The organism is Acidobacteriota bacterium (genome assembly GCA_039030395.1).
In the GTDB taxonomy this organism is placed as follows: domain Bacteria; phylum Acidobacteriota; class Thermoanaerobaculia; order Multivoradales; family JBCCEF01; genus JBCCEF01.
The window spans coordinates 1-16,719 of record JBCCEF010000032.1; the positions used below are offsets into that span (position 1 = coordinate 1).

The following is a 16,719-nucleotide window of genomic DNA, read 5'->3' on the forward strand; positions in this document are numbered from 1 at the left end:
CCAGAAGGCTGCTTTCCCCCGAGAATGCCCTTCGTGCCGCCCTTGAGGCCTGGCTAGGTCAACGCGCAGGAAGCAGTACCCCACAGAACCACCCCGCTTGTTGTGTTTTCTGACTCGGCTTGAGGTAAGTGTGTCTACGCGAAGACGATCTAACGCGAAATATTGCAGCGTCTCAGCAAGACTCCACCCAGTTGTGTTCAAACGAATGCCCAAGCGATTGCGCTCACGCTCCACGCGCCGAGAAGGGAAAGAAGCGATTCTTGATCCTCGACATTCGGGTGGAACCTAGAGTGGGCTGAATCGTTCGCCGGGCTTGGACGCTAGAGCAGGTGGCGGGGCTCATCGATCCAAGAATTTGAAACTAAGCCACTACCCGACGAGACGGGTGTTTGACAAACAGGACCAAAGTCGTCCAGTATCCGAGCGTGCTCAGAGGCGGCCAATTGCCTCTTCCTCGCAAAGGAGTTGGCGTCGTGGTTTCGACCAGACGGAGGTGCACCATGAAGACTCGGACTCTCTGTGGCTGGCTGTTCCCGATCGGCCTTTTCCTCGGCCTCGCCACAACCAGCGCGGCGGGCGATCCTCCCTGGGCCGCACCGGAGATCGAACGGGCGGTGGTCGTGCTCGACGGGCGCAATGGCGAGCGCCTCTCCTTCGACGACATGCTCGACCGGCTCGCCGAAGCAGACGTGGTCTTCCTGGGCGAGACTCACGTCGACGAAACCACCCACCGGGTTGAGCTCGCGGTCTACGAGGGTCTCCTCGACCGGCGAGACGACGGGGTTGTTCTCGCCCTCGAGATGTTCGAGCGCGACGTGCAGGACGTCCTCGATCGCTACCTCGGCGGCGAGATCGACGAGGAGGAGTTCCTCGACCAGTCCCGGCCCTGGGACCAGTACCGGACCGCCTACCGGCCGATGGTCGAGCGGGCGCGGCGCAACCGCCTGCCGGTGGTCGCATCGAACATGCCGCGACCGCTGATCCGGCGGGTCGCGATGGGAGGGATCGGCCTGCTCGAGGATCTCGAGCCAGCCGAGCGTGCCCAGGCCCCGGCCGAGCTGTTGCCGAACTCGCCGGCCTACTGGCGCCGGGTCGACAACGCCGTGCGGGGTCACCTTGCGGGCATGCGGTCGAGTGGCGACGACGACGAACGCCTTTCGTCGACCCAGAGCCTGTGGGACAACACGATGGGGGAGTCGTGCGCCCTCGCCCTCGACGCTCACCCGGGCTCGATGGTGCTCCATGTCAACGGCGCATTCCATAGCGCCTACCGGGACGGTACCGTGCGGCAGCTCGCGCTGCGGCGTCCTGATGCTCGGATCCTCACCGTCGACGTGACGCCGGCCCGCCATCCGGCGGTAGCCGAGCTCGCAGGAGTGCCGGTCGCCGACTTCGTGGTGGTCGCCGAGAAGCGCGCGACAGATCGCAATCAGGGCACCTGGTCCGTGGTGATGGACCGCGAACTCGACTACCGGTTCGTCCTGCCGCAGTCGGCGAGGGAAGAGGCCCCGGTGCCACTCGTCGTTTGGCTCGGCAACGACGGGCTGACGTCGCAGGACGGTCTCGATTTATGGCGAGATCGGATCGGCGACGAGGTAGCCTTCGCCGTGGTCGAGCCGCCGTACCGAGCTCGGCTCGACGACCTCTCCGAGGGAGGTCGCTGGTTCTGGCCCGATAGCTTCGCGGCCGACATTGGATCGCTCGTCGGGGCGACCGAGAGGATCTGGGGCTACCTCCTGCGGTACCACCCGATCGACCCGACGCGAGTCGTCGTCGCCGGAGAGGGGACGGGCGCGACGGTGGTCGCCGCGATCGCACTTCTCGGCGATCGAATGAGCCATCGCGCGGTCGCCTTCGAACCGAGCCGCTACTCCAAGCTCGGGGATTTTCCACTGCCTCTGCCGGAGTTGCGCGGTGAAACGGAGCGGACGGTCGCTCTAACCGTCGTCGGGTCGAGCGACGACGAGCCATGGTGGCGCAGCGAGCTCGCCGGCTATCGCGGGGTCGGTCTCGAGGCCGAGTTCTTTCCTCGCACCGACCAGGCCCGTGATGCCGAACAGGAGCGGGTCCTCCGCCGGGCTCTCGGTCTTCCGGCGTCTTCGGCAAGCGGTCCGCCCGTGGCGACGCTGCGGGTACCGGCCGACACGGCGCGGGCGTGGCACTGGGCTCGCCTCTACGGGCTCCGTCACCTCGCCCGACTCGGCGGGTCGCTCGCAGTCGTCGATCCATCGGCAGTGATCGAGGGCGAAGAGGTCGTGCCGGAGGTCCACCCTAGGACCCTCGGCGGTGCGCTACCGCGCTGTCCCGGCCCGTTCGGTGGCACGACCGTGCTGGTAGTGCCGGAGGGTGTCGCCGAGGCCGATCGCCAGGCATGGATCGATCTCGAAGAGAACGATCCGCTGAAAGCGAAGAGCCGCTTCCATCGGGTGCGGGTCGCCCTCGCGGGAGTTGCGGGCGAGCGCTCGCTCCAGGCCAAGCTCGAGACCCTCGAAAGTGAAGGGCGGAGGAACATTCTGGTCGTGCCGGCGCAGTTCGCTGCAGAACCGGAGACAATGCGCGCCCTCGAGCGCGAGACTCGGCCCTTCGCCGACCGGATGACACTCCACTGGCTGCCCGGTCTCGGCGGCAAGGAGCTACCGATCAGCCGCTGATCCCTCCCACCCGCAGGTCATCAAACCGGCTGGCGCTGGCGCACAAAGCCACCGGAATAGGTACGAGCCGCCTCGCGAGGCAGGGTACCGCGACATTCGGATGGAGCCTAGAGTTGAGGAGCACCCAGAGTTGGGGCAACCCTGACATTCGGGTGGAACCTAGGGGGGAGAGCAACCCTCGATATTCGGGTGGAACCTAGAATGATGGAGTGGAGTGGAGAGCGATCCCTCCAGCCGTTGGGCTGGGCGACCTACCACCTTTTTCTGAATTGCCTTCCTCAAGCGCGTCACCTTACTCTTGTCGCTTGGATCTCGGCGCCTAGATCTGGAAGGTCAAAGATCTCGAACAAAGCCTCTCCCTCTCTGCTTTCAATGATGATCACAACCTTCTCTAGCCCGTCTGGTAAGACCACGACTTCTCGGGTCTCACCAGGACTCCAACGGCCGATGAAAACTGGGTTCTTGGGATACCTACTTCTCCCCTTGCTGTCAAAGCTAATCACCTTTAGGTTGACATCATGCAGCGCTTTGCCGGAGCCATTGATCAAATCGATATCTTCATGATGCACTGCTCTTCGGTTCGTAAGATCCGCGATCATCGTCTCGATAAAAGGGTCGGGCGGCTCCTTTGATCTGGTTACAGTAATAGAGAAATCTTTGGCCAAGAAATGGGTGTCGCTACAAGCCGCCGAAAGAAGCGCCATGACCACTAGCCCCAAAAGTGCGCTTGTATCCCATGGAAAGCCAGATCGACGATTACGATCTGTACTTACGATGCTCCAAAAGTCATCCACTGCTATCGACGCCTTCTGCATTGCCGCCTCACCACGGACAAGTCGCCCAACCTAGAATGGAATTCCTGAAATCGCCGGCTGCTTTCCAACCAGGAGAGCCTACTTCAGACGATTCGTTCAGTCTCCAAAATCTACACTCCGTAAATCTCCCAGGTCAAAGCCCAAAGCGCTTTGTCCAATCGGCAGGAGCAATGGTTCTACCGCAGCAGCCGCCGAGCCAGCGACAACTTATGCACCTCATCCGGACCGTCATAGATCCGCGCCGCCCGCTCGTGGCGGTAGAACCAGGCCAGCGGCGTGTCGTCGACCATCCCGAGGCCGCCGTGGAGTTGGAGGGCGCGGTCGAGGACGCTTTGGAGGGTGCCAGCCACCTGGAATTTGATCATGGAGATGTCTTCGCGGGCGGTGCGCCAGCCCTGTTGCTCGATCTGCCAGGCGGTGTGCAGGGTGGTCCAGCGGGCGGCTTGGATTTCCGCGTAGCTTTCGGCGACCATGGCCTGGACGAGCTCGCGGTCGGCCAGGGTTTCGCCGGGGGCGATTCGGCGGCGGGTGGCGTGGCGGCACATAAGGTCGAAGGCGCGCTGGCAAATGCCCAGCCAGCGCATGCAGTGGTGGATGCGGCCCGGTCCCAGGCGCTCCTGGGCGATGACGAAGCCGGCGCCGCGTTCGCCGAGTAGATATTCGGCTGGTACCCGGCAGTCTCGGTAGCGGATTTCGGCGTGGCTGAAGTAGCCGTCGCCGGTCTCCCCCATCACCGGCAGGTTGCGGACCAGGCGGAAGCCCGGGGTGTCGGTGGGCACGAGAATCATCGAGGCCCGCTGGTGCGGCGGGGCGTCCGGTTCGGTGACGGCCATCACCACGGCGAGTGTCGCTCCGTCGGCGGCGGTGGTGTACCACTTGTGGCCGTCGATCACCCACTCGTCGCCTTCGAGCACCGCGCGGGTGGTGAGCATCACCGGGTTGGAGCCGGGCATTTCTGGCTCGGTCATCGAGAAACAGCTCCGGATCCGCCCGGCGACGATCGGCTCCAACCAGCGTTCTTTTTGCTCTGCGCTACCGTGCTGGTGGAGGATCTCGGCGTTGCCGGCGTCCGGCGCCTGGCAGCCGAAGACGAAGTGGCCGAGAGGTGACTGCCCGAGGACTTCGGAGATCAGCCCCAACTCCACCAACCCCAGTCCGAGGCCGCCCGCGTCCTTTGGATGGCCGGGCGCCCACTCGTCCATCGACCGTACCTCGCCGCGCAGGTCTTCCAGCACGGGCAGCAGGTCGGCGAAGGTGCCTGCCAGAAACTCGGGCTCGAGCGGGAAGAGGCGCTCCTCGACGAAACATTTTAGGCGTTCGAGGCGGTCGCGGGTGGCGGGGGCGATGGTGAAATCCATGATTCGGCTCCTGGCTGCCGGAGGTCAGTCCCCGGCGTCGGTGATCTTACGGGACCGGATCGAATGGGACTGGATCTAGCCGGAAGGGCGCCAGGTTACACTCGGCGGCCATGACCGCCCTCGATCAACCCACCGCGGTTCGGCCCGGCGAGGAGCTGGCCGCCGAACGTCTCGCGCCGTACCTGCATCAAGCACTGGATCTCGCCGGCGACCTCACCGTCGAGCAGTTTCCGAGTGGCTTTTCGAACCTCACCTACCTCCTGCGCCTGGACGACCGTCAACTCGTACTGCGGCGGCCGCCCTTCGGTGCCCGCATCGCTTCGGCCCACGACATGGGACGCGAGTACCGCCTTCTCTCCGCCCTCCACCCGGCGTGGGGCAAGGTGCCGGAGCCGCTGCTCTTCTGCGACGACGAAGCGGTGCTGGGGGCGCCGTTTTACGTGATGGAACGGATCGAGGGGGTAATCCTCCGAAGCCGAGTCAAGGCCGGGCAGACGCCCTCGCCGGCAACCGTGGAAGCCGCCGCCGGGGCCCTGATTGCGACCCTGGTCGAGCTGCACGGATTGGACGTCGTCGGCACCGGATTGGGCGACCTCGGCAAGGGCGACGGCTACGTGGAGCGGCAGATCGCCGGCTGGACGAAGCGCTGGATCCAGGCCCGCACGGATGACCTGCCGGAGATGGATCGCGCTGCCGCCTGGCTGGAGGAAAACCGGCCGCCGGACTCTGCCGCCACCTTGATCCACAACGACTTCAAGTACGACAACCTCATCCTCGACGGAGAGGATCCCGGCCGCGTGCGGGCGGTGCTCGACTGGGAGATGGCGACCGTTGGCGATCCGCTGATGGACCTCGGCACCACTCTTGGCTACTGGGTGGATCCGGACGACCCGCCTGCTCTCAAGAATTTGGCGCTGAGCCCCACCACTCTGCCCGGCAACCCGAGCCGCCGGCAGGTCGCCGAGCGCTACGCGGCGCTCTCCGGCCATGAGGTGGGCGACGGCGTGTTCGTTTACGCCTACGGCCTGTTCAAGATCGCGGTCATCGTGCAGCAGATCTACGCCCGCTACCAGGCCGGCCACACCCAGGACCCGCGCTTCGCCGGGCTGATCCACGCCGTGCGCGCCTGCGCCCGGGGCGCCGTCCAGGCGATCGAACGGGGACGCATCGACGACCTCTGGACTTGACCGGCCGGCCCGCGATGACACGTTTTCGGGCCGGATCACCCGTACCGATGTGAACCGCTCCGAAGGCGCCTCCCGGATTCTCCGGGAGCGGCGCGCCGGAGCCCATCACGGAGGTAGAGTCCATGTTCAGAAAGCTCTCCGAATCGAAGGTCCTCGCGGTTTCAGCGGTTCTTCTGCTGACCCTGGCGGGCGGCGGTTTCGCCCTTCATGCGGGCCAGTCGCCGGGCGCTCATCCGATCGATCCGGACGGGCCGCCGGGCGTCGGCTCGACGGATCCGGGTCCTGAACCGATCGACGGGTGCGAGGCGTTCCCGACCGTCCAGGAAACCTGCGACTGCTACTGCAAGCGCTGCGAGGCCACCGGCGACCCGGAAGACTGCAAGCGCTGTGAGTCGCCGCCCTGTTTTCTTGGATAGGCGCCCCGAAGGAACTCGTGCGTAGGAGCCTCGCGGATCGCGGCGCGGTCCGCGGGGCGACCGCGCCTTCAAGCGCCGACAGGAGGTGAGACCGATGAAAAACCGATGGACTGTGATCGCCCTGTGGTTTGTTGCCCTGTCTCCGGCCGTGACCGTCGGCGGCGGCGGGTGGCCCGAGGATCGCCGAGCGAAGGAATCCACCCTGCTCCCGCTCGCCTGCCCCGAGGACTCGACCCTCGAGCGGCCGCCGGCCTGGTTCCGGAGCGTGGGTTCTACCTGGGTGTTCGGCGCGGTGAACGACCTCGCCGGCGAGGATCGGGGCCTGGACCTCGGCCACGACGATCTCTGTGCCGGCGGCGAGGTGGAACTCGAAGTACTGCTCGGGTTTTGCCCCGAATTGACCTGGCCACGGGCTCGGCTCGACCTGCGCCTGGGGCCGCCGGAGACGATCTCCGTGCTGAGCGGTTCCCTGGAGGTCAGGACTTCCGATGGGACCCGCTTCGATCCCCTGCCGGCGACCTTGCAGTGGGGAGAGAAAGAGCACGATCTGGTCGCCGGCGCCTTCGATCTGACGGATTACCGCGACCCGGTCACCGGCGAAGTCTCAGTGCTGCTCTCCGTCGTCGCTCAGGGTTCCTGCGGCAATGAGCTGGGCGGCGACGGCGTGTCCGTACGGTCGGTGGATCTGGGCGTGCCGACCGGCGACTAGGTCACACCTTCGAGCAAGCCCGCCACCGCCCGCCGGTAGGCGGACTCCGGACCGTGGCCGGCAGTCTCCAACCTTTCCGCCGCTCGTTCGAAGCTCCGGCGCGCCGCCGGCCGGTCACCGCGCGCCAGATGGCAGCGGCCGAGCATCGCCTCCACCCAACCGGCCACCCAGGTCTGTTTCGGCGGCGTTTCTCGCCAACTTCGACGCGCCTCCAGCAGGGCGCCCTCGGCAGTCTCCACCTCACCGCGGGCAAGGTCCACCGCCACCCGCGCGAAAAGCGACGCGGCGAAGTCCGGATGGCCGACGCCGAGCGCCTGCCGCCGGATGTCGAGGGCGGTGGCGAGATGGGCTTCCGCCGCCGCCAGTTCGCCCGAACGATGGAGGGCCACCGCCAGGTTGTGGTGGAAGCCGGCCACCTCCGGATGACCTTCGCCCCGGGTCTGCCGCCCCAACTCCAGCGCCGCTTTGAAGTGGTTCCGAGCCTCCTCCACCGCACCCTGGTCGAGGGCCAGGGCCCCCAGATTGTTGTGCAGCGTGGCGACGAAGGGATGTTCCCGCCCGAGGGAGCGTTCGGCGCGATCCCGAGCCTCCCGGTAGAGCGCCGCGGCTTCCCCCGACCGGCCGAGATCCTGGGCGACGGAAGCGAGGTTGTTCAGGGCGTGGGCGATCAGCAGGTGGTCGGCGTCGAGGCGGGAGCGGCGCGAGGCGAGCACTTCCTGCAACAGCCCCTCGGCGGCCGCCGCATCGCCGCTCTCCTGGTGGGCCAGGGCGAGGTTGTTGAGGCTGGTTTCGACCGCCCGGGGATCCGCCGGCTCGAGTTCACGGCGCAGCCGCAGGGCCGCCGCGAAGTAGCGGGCGGCACCGGGCAGGTCGCCACCGGCGCGCTGGACCAGTCCCAGCTCGTTGATCGCCGCGGCAAAGACGGCCCTTCCGCCGCCTTCTCCCATGGCGCTGCCCCCGGCCGTGGCCTCTGAGGCCAAGGTGCGCGCTTCCCGGCAGCGTTCTCTCGCCGCCGCCAGCTCCCCTTCGAACAGGCGCAGCCGGCAGAGGGCGAGCAACACCTCGGCGACGGCGACATCGTTCGCCGGGCGCTCCTGGCGCCGCAGGATCAGCGCCGACTCGAACAGCGCGCCGGCCTTCTCCGCCGCTCCGAGCTGGCGGTAGGCGTCGCCGATCTCGAACAGCAGGCGGCTCTGCACCTGCGGATCCCCGGTCAGCTCCCGGCGGGCGCGGCGGACGCCTTCGTCGAGCAACAGCTCGCGGCCGGCGCGAGCCGCGGCGTCGCCGCTGAAGAGGGCGGCGGCTTCGTCCTCGCCGGGGTTGGCGCTGCGAATGAGCGAGGTCACGAAGTCCGCCACCCGCCCGGCCTTCTGCCGCTCGTTTTCGGCCCGCTGGCGCTCTTGATCGACCCTCCACACCCCGGCCGACAGCACCAAAAGGGCGAGGGCGGTGGCGACCGTCCCCAGGCGATGGCGGCGGGCAAAGCGCCGGGCCCGGTAGTGCCAGGTGGGCGCCCGGGCGGACACCGGGTAGCCGTAGCGCACGCGCCGCAGATCCTCGGCCAGGGCTTCCACCGATGGATAGCGCTCCGCCGGGTCCTCCGCCAGCGCCCGGGCGAGAATGGCGTCGAGGTCCCTGCGCCAGGAGCGCGGCAGATCCAGCGAGCCGCCGGGCGGTGCGGGTTCTGCCGGGTCCGGCGGCCGGCCGGTGAGCAAGGAATGGAGGACGGCGCCGAGGGAATAGATGTCGCTCGCCGTGGTCAGCGCCTCGCCGCGCGCCTGCTCCGGGCTGGCGAAGGCGGGGGTCAGCCGCCGGCGCGACGGGGCCTCAGGATTTTCCCGCCGGCCCTCGCCGAGCAGCCGGGCGATGCCAAAGTCCAGGAGCTTGACCTCGCCTTCTCCGCTGATCAGCACGTTGCCGGGCTTCAGATCGCAGTGGATGACCAGCCGATGGTGAGCGAAGGCGACCGCCGCGCACACCCGCTCGACCAGCTCCAGGCGGGCGGCAGCGTCCAACGCCTGGTCGGCACAGTGACGGTCGATGGGCAGGCCCTCGACGTGTTCGAGCACCAGGAAGGGCGTACCGTCCGGCAGCAGGCCGGCGTCGAGCAGGCGGGCAATGGCCGGGTGTTCGAGGGACGCCAGGATGCTGCGCTCGGCGGCGAAGCGCGCCAGCAGCTCGTCGTCGGCCAGGGCCGGATCGATGTCTTTGAGCGCCACGGTCTGCTCGTACAGGCCGTCGGCCCGGCGCGCCCGGTAGACCCAGCCCATGCCGCCGCGGCCGATCTCGCTCACCACTTCCCAGGCGCCGGCGCGGGTACCCGGTGCGAGCGGTGGGTAGAGCAGATCGAGGGCGACCCCATCGAGGGCGTCCGGCACGGCGGCATCGGCGGCGAGGATCCGGCGCAGCCGCTTCGCCTCGTCGGGCGGCAGGCCGGCGAGGTACTCGTCCCGCGCGGCGCCGGCGAGTTCCAGGGCGCGTTCGAAGCGGTCGCGCAGGCGCTGCCAGTCGTCGCTCACGAGACCTCCACCGGCGATGAGGTCTCCGGTGCCGCGGCGGTCTCCGCCCCACCTTCCAGCGAGCCGGGAGCCGCCAAGTCGGCGCGCAGCCAGGCGCGGGCCAGGCGCCAGTCGCGGTTCGCCGTGGCCAGGGAAATGCCCAGGATCTCCGCCGCCTCCGCCAAACTGAAGCCGCCGAAAAACCGCCCTTCGACCAGCCGGGCCTGGCGCGGCGCCAGGCGCTCCAGCCGTTCGAGGGAGGCGTGGACCGCCAGCAGATCGAGGGACGGAGCGTCGTCGCCCAGCAGCCGTTCGTCGAGGGTCGTGCGGACGAGATCGCCGGCGTGCTTGGCGTACCGGCGGCGGCGCTCCCGAGCCACCAGGATGCGGCGCATCAGGAACGCGGCAAGGCCGAAGAAATGGCGGCGATCCCGCAGCCCAACGCGGCGCTGCTCGACCAGTTCGAGAAACGCCTCGTGGACCAGTTCGGTGGGGTCGAAGGTGACGCCCCCACGAGGACCTCCGCACCGCCGCAGAGCCGCCCCGGCCTGCCGGCGCAGGCGAGCATAGACCAGCGGCAGCAGACCTCCGAGGGCCTCCCGGTCACCCTCTCCCCAGTCGAGCAGGAGGGTGGTGACATCTTTCTCCATGGCACCGAGCGTACCCCAACGGCGCCTCCTGGAGCGATCCCGGCGCCCCGCCGAGGCTGCTAAACTCGCGCTCGCTTTTCGACCGTATTCGTGCCCCGAGCCGTCGCCGACGACGACACCGAACGCCCAAAGGAATCCGCTCCCAAATGCCCCGAATCGTTCCCCCGGCCGAACTCCTGCAAATGGCCGGCACGTCCCTAGGTCCCTCCGACTGGCTGACCGTAGACCAGCAGCGCATCGACCGTTTCGCCGACGCCACGGAGGACCACCAGTTCATCCACGTCGACCCGAAGCGGGCCGCCCGTACCCCCTTCGGCTCGACCATCGCTCACGGCTTCTTGAGCCTCTCGCTGCTGCCCAAGCTGTCGAACGAGATCACGGTGATGCCCGAAGGGCTGAACATGGCAATCAATTACGGCCTGAACAAACTGCGCTTCCTGCAGCCGGTGAAGGCCGGCAGCGCGGTGCGGCTGCGGGCGGAGGTCACCGACGTCAGCGAGAAGAAGCCCGGCCGATTGCTGGTGACCCAGGAGGTCACGGTGGAGATCCGGGACGAGGCCAAGCCGGCGCTGGTGGCCGAAAGCCTCACCCTCTACGTCGTCGGTCGAGGGGAGGGGCGCGAATGAGTATTCGATTCGACGACCGGGTGGCGATCGTCACCGGCGCCGGCAACGGTCTGGGGCGATCCCACGCCCTGGGCTTGGCGGCGCGCGGTGCCAAGGTGGTGGTGAACGACCTGGGCGGCGCGCGGGACGGCACCGGCGCTTCGGGCGACGCCGCCCGGGAGGTGGTGGACAAGATCGTCGCCGCCGGCGGCGAGGCCTTCGCCAACGGCGCCGACGTCACCGAGGTGGAACAGGTGGAGGCGATGGTGCGCGAGACCGTGGACACCTGGGGCCGCCTGGACATCCTGGTCAACAACGCCGGCATCCTGCGCGACAAGACCTTCCAGAAGATGCCCTTGGAAGACTTCGAGATGGTGCTCGACGTCCACCTGATGGGCACCGTCCACTGCATCCGCGCCTCCTGGGGAGCGATGCGCGAGGCGGGCTACGGCCGGGTGGTCGTGACCACCTCGTCGAGCGGCTTGTATGGCAACTTCGGCCAGTCCAACTATGGCGCCGCCAAGCTCGGCCTGGTGGGGCTGATGAAGACCCTCGCCCAGGAGGGCGCCAAGCACGACATCCGGGTGAACGCTTTGGCCCCCTGTGCTGCCACCCGCATGACCGAAGATCTGCTGCCGGCGGAGGTGCTGGCGCTGCTCGCGCCGGAAGCGGTGAGCGCCGGTCTGCTGGCGCTGGTGGCCGAGGATGCGCCGAACGGCGCGATCCTGTCGGCCGGTGCCGGGGTGTTCGCTCTGGCGCGCATCTTCGAGACTCAGGGCGTCCACCTGCCGCCGGATCAGTGGACGCCGGAGGCGGTGGCGGAACGCTGGCAGGAGATTGGCGACACCGCCGGCCAGCGGGCCTACCAAGGCGGCCTGGAACAAACCACCCACCTCCTGGAGGCGGCGGCGAAGGCGATGGGCATCGACCCGAGCGGCGGCGGCGACTGACGGTGGAGGTCGCCGGCAAAGTCGTGCTCGTCACCGGCGGGGCTCACGGAATCGGCCGCGCCCTGGCGGAGCGCTTCGCGCGGGAAAGAGCCCACGGGGTGGCGGTGGCGGACCTCGATGGCGAGGCAGCCCGCCGGGTGGCGGATTCGATCGGCGGCCTCGCCCTCACCGCCGACGTCTCCCGCGAGGACGACATCCAGCGCGCTGTGGAGCGGACCGAGGAGATCCTCGGTCCAATCGATCTCCTGTGCTCCAATGCCGGCTTCGGCTACTCGGACGCACCGGGCTGGGCCGCTACCTCCCAGACCGACGCGCAGTGGGACCGAATCTGGCGGCTGAACGTGATGTCCCATGTGTGGGGCGCCCGGGCGGTGTTACCGGGGATGGTCGAACGCGGCGGCGGCTGGCTGCTCCAGACGGTGTCCGCCGCCGGCCTGCTGTCGCAGATCGGCGATGCCGCCTACGCCACCACCAAGCACGCCGCCCTCGGCTTCGCGGAATCCCTCGCCATCACCCACGGCGACCAGGGCATCGGGGTGTCGGTGCTCTGCCCGCAGGGGGTACGCACGCATCTGCTCGAGGGACAGCCGGAGGCGCTGCCCATTCGCGCCGCCTCGGCGGACGGCGTGATCGAGCCGGAGGAAGTCGCCGAATCGGTGATCGCGGCCCTGGCCGAGGAGCGCTTCCTGATCTTGCCGCACCGGCAGGTCGCCGACTATATGCGGCACAAGGTCACCGACTACGAGCGCTGGTTGGGGGCGATGCGCAAGCTACGCCGCGGGCTCATCCGGCCGGAGAACGAGATCACCTTCGCGCCGCCCACCCACACGCCATGAGTCCGGCGCCGTGAGTCCGACACCGTGAAGAAAACCCGCATCATCCTCGTCCGCCACGGCCAGGCTTCCGCCGGAACCGACGACTACGACCGCCTGTCGCCCGTCGGCGTGGAGCAATCGCGGCGCCTCGGCGAGAGCTGGGCGGATTCTGGTCTGAGGCCCGACGCCGTCTTCGCCGGCCCGCTGCTGCGCCACCGGCAAACGGAGGAGGCGGTGGCGGCGGTGTTCGAGAAACGGTCCCTCCCCTGGCCGGCAGCCGAGAACCTGGACGCCCTCTGCGAGCATCAGGCGATGGAGCTGGTGTCGGAGGTGGCGCCGCGCCTGGCGGAGGAAGACGAAGAGATCGCCGCCTGGGGCCGCGAGATCGAAGCCGCCGAGGCCCAAAGAACATCTGGCGGCGACGGCAAGCCCCGGCTCGACCTCTACTTCCGCATCTTTCGGGAAGTGACCCGCCGCTGGGTGCGCGACGAACTGGGCGATCTGGCGCAACCCTTCGAGAGCTGGCCGGCGTTCCGCCGGCGCGTCGCCGAAGGAGTGCAGGGCATCGCCCGTGCCCACGGCGGCGGCGCGGGCACGGGCGATGGCCGCACCCTGGTGGCTTTCACGTCCGGCGGCCCGGTGGCCGCTTCCCTCGGTCACGCGCTGGGGCTGGACGATGAAAAGGTGCTCGAACTCTCCTGGATCGTCCACAACACCGGCTGTACGGACTTCCTGGTGATCGACGGCGGTATCCACCTGCGGGCCTTCAATACCCTGCCCCACGGCCTCGAAGGCGACCTCCTCACCTTCGTGTAGGCGACTCCCGGCCGATTGGTAGAGTTCTCCTTCATTCGGCGGAAAGGTGCCCGGCCCATGAAATCCATTGTTCCCCCCATCCTGGTCCTCGCAGCACTCGCTGCGAGCCTGCAGGCGGAATCGCCGACCCAGGGCAGCTCGCAGCCCGAGCCGCTGAGGAGCGCCCGCCCGGCGCTGCTCGATGCCCTCGACGCGGTGCCGGAAGCCAAGCACCTGGCGCGCTGGCACGATCTGTTGTCGTCGGAGCCGCATTTGGCCGGCTCCGAGGGCGACCGATGGGTGATCGACCATCTCGCCGAGGCGATGGACGCGATGGGCCTGGAGGTCGAGGTGCACCGCTTCTGGGCCTACCTTTCGCTGCCGGTGTCGGCGCGGCTGACCATCGTCGATCAACCGTCGGCCGGCGATCCGTTGGACGGCCTGGTGGCGGAGCGCCCGGTGCCGGTGGATCTCGCCGTGGCGGAGCCACCGCTGATCGAAGATCCGGACACCGAGAAGCAAACCGAGCCGGTGGCCTGGAACGCCTACGCCGCCAGCGGCGACGTGACGGCGCCGGTGGTCTACGCCAACTACGGAACCAAGGCCGACTTCGAGCGCCTGGCGGAACTGGAGGTGCCGACCGCAGGCGCCATCGTGCTGGCCCGCTACGGCGGCAACTTTCGCGGCTTCAAGGCGAAGTATGCCGAGGCCGCCGGCGCCGCCGGGCTGGTGATGTTCAGCGATCCCGGGGACTCGGGCTTCGCTCGCGGCCTGCCCTGGCCGGAAGGCGGCTGGGGGAACCGCCACCAGATCCAGCACGGTTCGATCCTCACTCTGCCCTGGGCTGGCGATCCCCTCACCCCCTTCGAGGAGGCCTCCGAAAAGGCCGAGCGCCGCGACCCGGCGACCCTCGCCCTGCCGAAGATTCCCGTGCAGCCGGTGGGATGGGAGGCGGCGCTGGAGATCCTCCGGCGCATGCGCGGCTCGGTGGTGCCGCCGGAGTGGCAGGGCGGCCTGCCGCTGACCTACCGCCTCGGCGGCGGCCCGCTGCGCCTTCGGCTGCAGGTCGAGCAGCGGCGACAGCTAGTGGAAACGGCCAACGTCCTCGGTACCCTACGCGGCTCCGAGAAGCCGGATCAGAAGGTGATCATGGGCTCCCACCACGACGCCTGGTCTTTTGGCGCCGGCGACCCGAACGCCGGCTCGATCGTCGTGCTCGAGACCGCCCGAGCCTTCGCCCAGGCCGCCCGCCAGGGTCATCGGCCGCGCCGCTCGGTGGTATTCGCTCACTGGGGAGCCGAGGAGTTCGGCATCATCGGCTCGACGGAGTGGGTGGAGGGCAACCGCCGCGACCTGGCCGCCAACGCCGTCGCCTACATCAACCTGGACGGCGCGGCGATGGGTACGCGACTCGGGGTGTCGGCCTCGCCGGTGCTCCAGGGGCCGGCCATCGACGCGGCGACAGACCTCCCCCACCCGCGCAGCGAGGGTTCGATGCTCGCCGCCTGGCAGGGGGGTTCCGAGACCCCGCCCTTCGGCAATCTCGGCGGCGGCTCGGACCATGTGGCCTTCTACTGCCACCTGGGCATCCCGTCGATCGGGATCTCCGGTCGCGGCAGCCCCGGCAGCGCCTATCACTCGGCCTACGAGACCCTCGCCTGGTACCGCCAGGTGGTGGGCGACGACTACAACTCGGCGCGCATGCTCTCCCGGCTCGTCAGCCGCCTGGCGGCCAACCTGGCGGACTCCCGGGTCTTGCCCTACGATCCCGCGGCCTACGCCGTGGAGGCGCGACGCCATCTCTCGGCGCTCGCCGACCTGCCCGGTGCCGAGCCGGCGCGCTGGCAGCCGCTGGTGGAATCCCTCGACGCATTTGCCCCCTGCGCCGAGGCATTCTCCCGCCGCCTGGAGCGGGCCGCCGAAGGCGGCGAATTCGCCGGCCGGGAGGTGATCGACGATCTCCTGCTGCGCCTGGAGCGCGCATGGCTGGCGCCGGAGGGGCTACCGGAGCGTCCCTGGTTTCGCAACCTGTTCGCCGCTACGGACCCCACTTCCGGCTACGCCGCCTGGATGCTACCGGCGCTGCGCCGGGCGATCGAGGCCAGCGACGGCCCGGCGCAAAGCGAGGCGACGGAGCAACTCCGGCGGACCTTCGACAAGCTGCACGCGGTGATCGACCAAGGCCTGCAGCTCTTGCCCCCGGAAGCCACCGCCGAGGCCGCGCCGTGAAGCCTCGGATTTCGATCATCGGCGTTCCGATGGACCTCGGCCAGGCGCGACGCGGCGTCGACATGGGCCCGAGCGCCTTGCGCTACGCCGGCCTGAGGGAACGGGTAGAGGCCCTCGGCCACGAAGTGCGCGACGAAGGGAACCTGGAGATTCCCATTCGCGACACCCTACCGAAGGAGGGAGGCTTGGGGTTCCTGCCGGCGGTGGTCGCGGCTGGCGAAGCCGTATATCGAGCCGGTGAAGAGGCGATCGGCCGAGGTGACGTTCCGCTGTTTCTGGGCGGCGATCACTCGATCGCCGCCGACACCGTGGGCGCCGCCACCCACCACGGCCCGGCGGGGGTGGTGTGGATCGATGCCCACGGCGATTTCAATACTCCCGAAACGTCGCCTTCCGGCAACATCCACGGCATGCCGCTGGCGGCCCTGACGGGCCTCGGTCACCCCGAGCTGGTCAACCTGGGCAGGCCGGGACCCAAGGTCGACCCGGCGGACGTCGTGTTGATCGGGATCCGCGATCTCGATCCGCAGGAGAGGGTGCTGCTGCGCGACAGCGGCGCCGGCGTCTACACCATGCGCGAGATCGACGAACTGGGTATCGCGTCGGTGGCCGAAGAGGCGATGCGCCGCCTTTCGCACCTGCCGAAGATCCACGTCAGCCTCGATATGGACAGCGTGGATCCCAGCGAGGCGCCGGGGGTGGGAACTCCGGTGCGCGGCGGCCTGAACTTTCGGGAAGCGCACCTGTTGCTCGAGATCCTGTCGAATCGGGCGCAGGTCCGCTCGATCGACATCGTCGAGGTCAACCCGATCCTGGACCACAAGAACCGCACCGCCGCTTTGGCCATCGATCTGCTGACGTCCCTCCTCGGCAAATCCATCTTTTAGGACTTCGTCACCCCGCTCGCACTATCGTTTCAGTACTCTGCTACTCTCTTCAAAAACAGGCGCCAAGGGTGTGACGAAATCCTCGCCACCCGTCGCCCCGCTCTCTCAGGTGGTACGATGAAGGCCATACGTATCTGGACTTCAAGACTGCAAA

The 16,719-nt window shown here is 68.5% G+C and carries 14 protein-coding genes; 10 read left to right on the forward strand and 4 right to left on the reverse strand.

Annotation, left to right across the window (positions count from 1 at the left end; genetic code table 11):
- Window positions 1–500 precede the first annotated feature (500 nt).
- A complete protein-coding gene (locus AAF481_19230; protein ID MEM7483302.1) occupies window positions 501–2,651 on the forward strand; it encodes a ChaN family lipoprotein in 2,151 nt (716 codons plus the stop codon).
- A gap of 287 nt (window positions 2,652–2,938) precedes the next feature.
- Here AAF481_19230 and AAF481_19235 read toward each other — a convergent pair whose 3' ends face one another.
- The gene (locus tag AAF481_19235) at window positions 2,939–3,355 is read right to left on the reverse strand and encodes a hypothetical protein (GenBank protein MEM7483303.1); all 417 of its coding nucleotides are present in this window, start codon (window positions 3,353–3,355) and stop codon (window positions 2,939–2,941) included.
- A gap of 287 nt (window positions 3,356–3,642) precedes the next feature.
- Window positions 3,643–4,824 carry an acyl-CoA dehydrogenase family protein gene (locus AAF481_19240; protein ID MEM7483304.1) on the reverse strand — a complete coding sequence of 394 codons (1,182 nt, stop codon included), beginning with the start codon at window positions 4,822–4,824 and terminating at the stop codon, window positions 3,643–3,645.
- Window positions 4,825–4,934: 110 nt separating this feature from the next.
- On the opposite strand from AAF481_19240, the gene AAF481_19245 reads away from it, so the two are divergent.
- From AAF481_19245 to AAF481_19255, 3 genes are all read left to right on the forward strand, one after another.
- Window positions 4,935–6,011 carry a phosphotransferase family protein gene (locus AAF481_19245; protein MEM7483305.1) on the forward strand — a complete coding sequence of 359 codons (1,077 nt, stop codon included), beginning with the start codon at window positions 4,935–4,937 and terminating at the stop codon, window positions 6,009–6,011.
- 122 nt (window positions 6,012–6,133) lie between these two features.
- Window positions 6,134–6,427, forward strand: coding sequence for a hypothetical protein (locus AAF481_19250; protein MEM7483306.1), 294 nt, complete (start codon window positions 6,134–6,136; stop codon window positions 6,425–6,427).
- Between the two features lie 94 nt (window positions 6,428–6,521).
- Window positions 6,522–7,136 (forward strand): hypothetical protein, encoded by a 615-nt coding sequence (locus AAF481_19255; protein ID MEM7483307.1) that lies wholly within the window; start codon window positions 6,522–6,524, stop codon window positions 7,134–7,136.
- On the opposite strand, the gene AAF481_19260 is transcribed toward AAF481_19255, so the two are convergent.
- On the reverse strand, window positions 7,133–9,655 hold the full coding sequence (locus tag AAF481_19260; protein ID MEM7483308.1) for a serine/threonine-protein kinase: 2,523 nt from the start codon (window positions 9,653–9,655) through the stop codon (window positions 7,133–7,135). The genes AAF481_19255 and AAF481_19260 overlap by 4 nt on opposite strands.
- A complete protein-coding gene (locus AAF481_19265) occupies window positions 9,652–10,284 on the reverse strand; it encodes an ECF-type sigma factor (protein ID MEM7483309.1) in 633 nt (210 codons plus the stop codon). Before AAF481_19265 ends, AAF481_19260 begins: the two co-directional genes overlap by 4 nt.
- Window positions 10,285–10,430: 146 nt before the next feature.
- On the opposite strand from AAF481_19265, the gene AAF481_19270 reads away from it, so the two are divergent.
- Genes AAF481_19270 through rocF form a run of 6 tightly spaced genes read left to right on the forward strand, consistent with a single transcriptional unit; the run spans window position 10,431 to window position 16,565 of the window.
- Window positions 10,431–10,910 carry a MaoC family dehydratase gene (locus AAF481_19270; protein MEM7483310.1) on the forward strand — a complete coding sequence of 160 codons (480 nt, stop codon included), beginning with the start codon at window positions 10,431–10,433 and terminating at the stop codon, window positions 10,908–10,910.
- Window positions 10,907–11,839, forward strand: coding sequence for an SDR family NAD(P)-dependent oxidoreductase (locus tag AAF481_19275; protein MEM7483311.1), 933 nt, complete (start codon window positions 10,907–10,909; stop codon window positions 11,837–11,839). The genes AAF481_19270 and AAF481_19275 overlap by 4 nt, the downstream gene beginning before the upstream one ends.
- A 2-nt stretch (window positions 11,840–11,841) precedes the next feature.
- Entirely contained in the window at window positions 11,842–12,675 is an 834-nt protein-coding gene (locus AAF481_19280; protein MEM7483312.1) for an SDR family oxidoreductase, read from the forward strand.
- Between the two features lie 24 nt (window positions 12,676–12,699).
- Window positions 12,700–13,470 carry a histidine phosphatase family protein gene (locus AAF481_19285; GenBank protein MEM7483313.1) on the forward strand — a complete coding sequence of 257 codons (771 nt, stop codon included), beginning with the start codon at window positions 12,700–12,702 and terminating at the stop codon, window positions 13,468–13,470.
- A 57-nt stretch (window positions 13,471–13,527) separates the two neighbouring features.
- Window positions 13,528–15,678 (forward strand): M28 family peptidase, encoded by a 2,151-nt coding sequence (locus AAF481_19290; protein MEM7483314.1) that lies wholly within the window; start codon window positions 13,528–13,530, stop codon window positions 15,676–15,678.
- Window positions 15,675–16,565 carry an arginase gene (gene rocF, locus AAF481_19295; GenBank protein MEM7483315.1) on the forward strand — a complete coding sequence of 297 codons (891 nt, stop codon included), beginning with the start codon at window positions 15,675–15,677 and terminating at the stop codon, window positions 16,563–16,565. The genes AAF481_19290 and rocF overlap by 4 nt, the downstream gene beginning before the upstream one ends.
- Window positions 16,566–16,719: the final 154 nt, after the last annotated feature.

Coding starts and splice junctions, on each gene's coding strand:
- AAF481_19230 (MEM7483302.1), top strand. CDS start 501: ATGAAGACTCGGACTCTCTGTGGCTGGCTGTTCCCGATCGGCCTTTTC.
- AAF481_19235 (MEM7483303.1), bottom strand. CDS start 3,355: ATGGCGCTTCTTTCGGCGGCTTGTAGCGACACCCATTTCTTGGCCAAA.
- AAF481_19240 (MEM7483304.1), bottom strand. CDS start 4,824: ATGGATTTCACCATCGCCCCCGCCACCCGCGACCGCCTCGAACGCCTA.
- AAF481_19245 (MEM7483305.1), top strand. CDS start 4,935: ATGACCGCCCTCGATCAACCCACCGCGGTTCGGCCCGGCGAGGAGCTG.
- AAF481_19250 (MEM7483306.1), top strand. CDS start 6,134: ATGTTCAGAAAGCTCTCCGAATCGAAGGTCCTCGCGGTTTCAGCGGTT.
- AAF481_19255 (MEM7483307.1), top strand. CDS start 6,522: ATGAAAAACCGATGGACTGTGATCGCCCTGTGGTTTGTTGCCCTGTCT.
- AAF481_19265 (MEM7483309.1), bottom strand. CDS start 10,284: ATGGAGAAAGATGTCACCACCCTCCTGCTCGACTGGGGAGAGGGTGAC.
- AAF481_19270 (MEM7483310.1), top strand. CDS start 10,431: ATGCCCCGAATCGTTCCCCCGGCCGAACTCCTGCAAATGGCCGGCACG.
- AAF481_19275 (MEM7483311.1), top strand. CDS start 10,907: ATGAGTATTCGATTCGACGACCGGGTGGCGATCGTCACCGGCGCCGGC.
- AAF481_19290 (MEM7483314.1), top strand. CDS start 13,528: ATGAAATCCATTGTTCCCCCCATCCTGGTCCTCGCAGCACTCGCTGCG.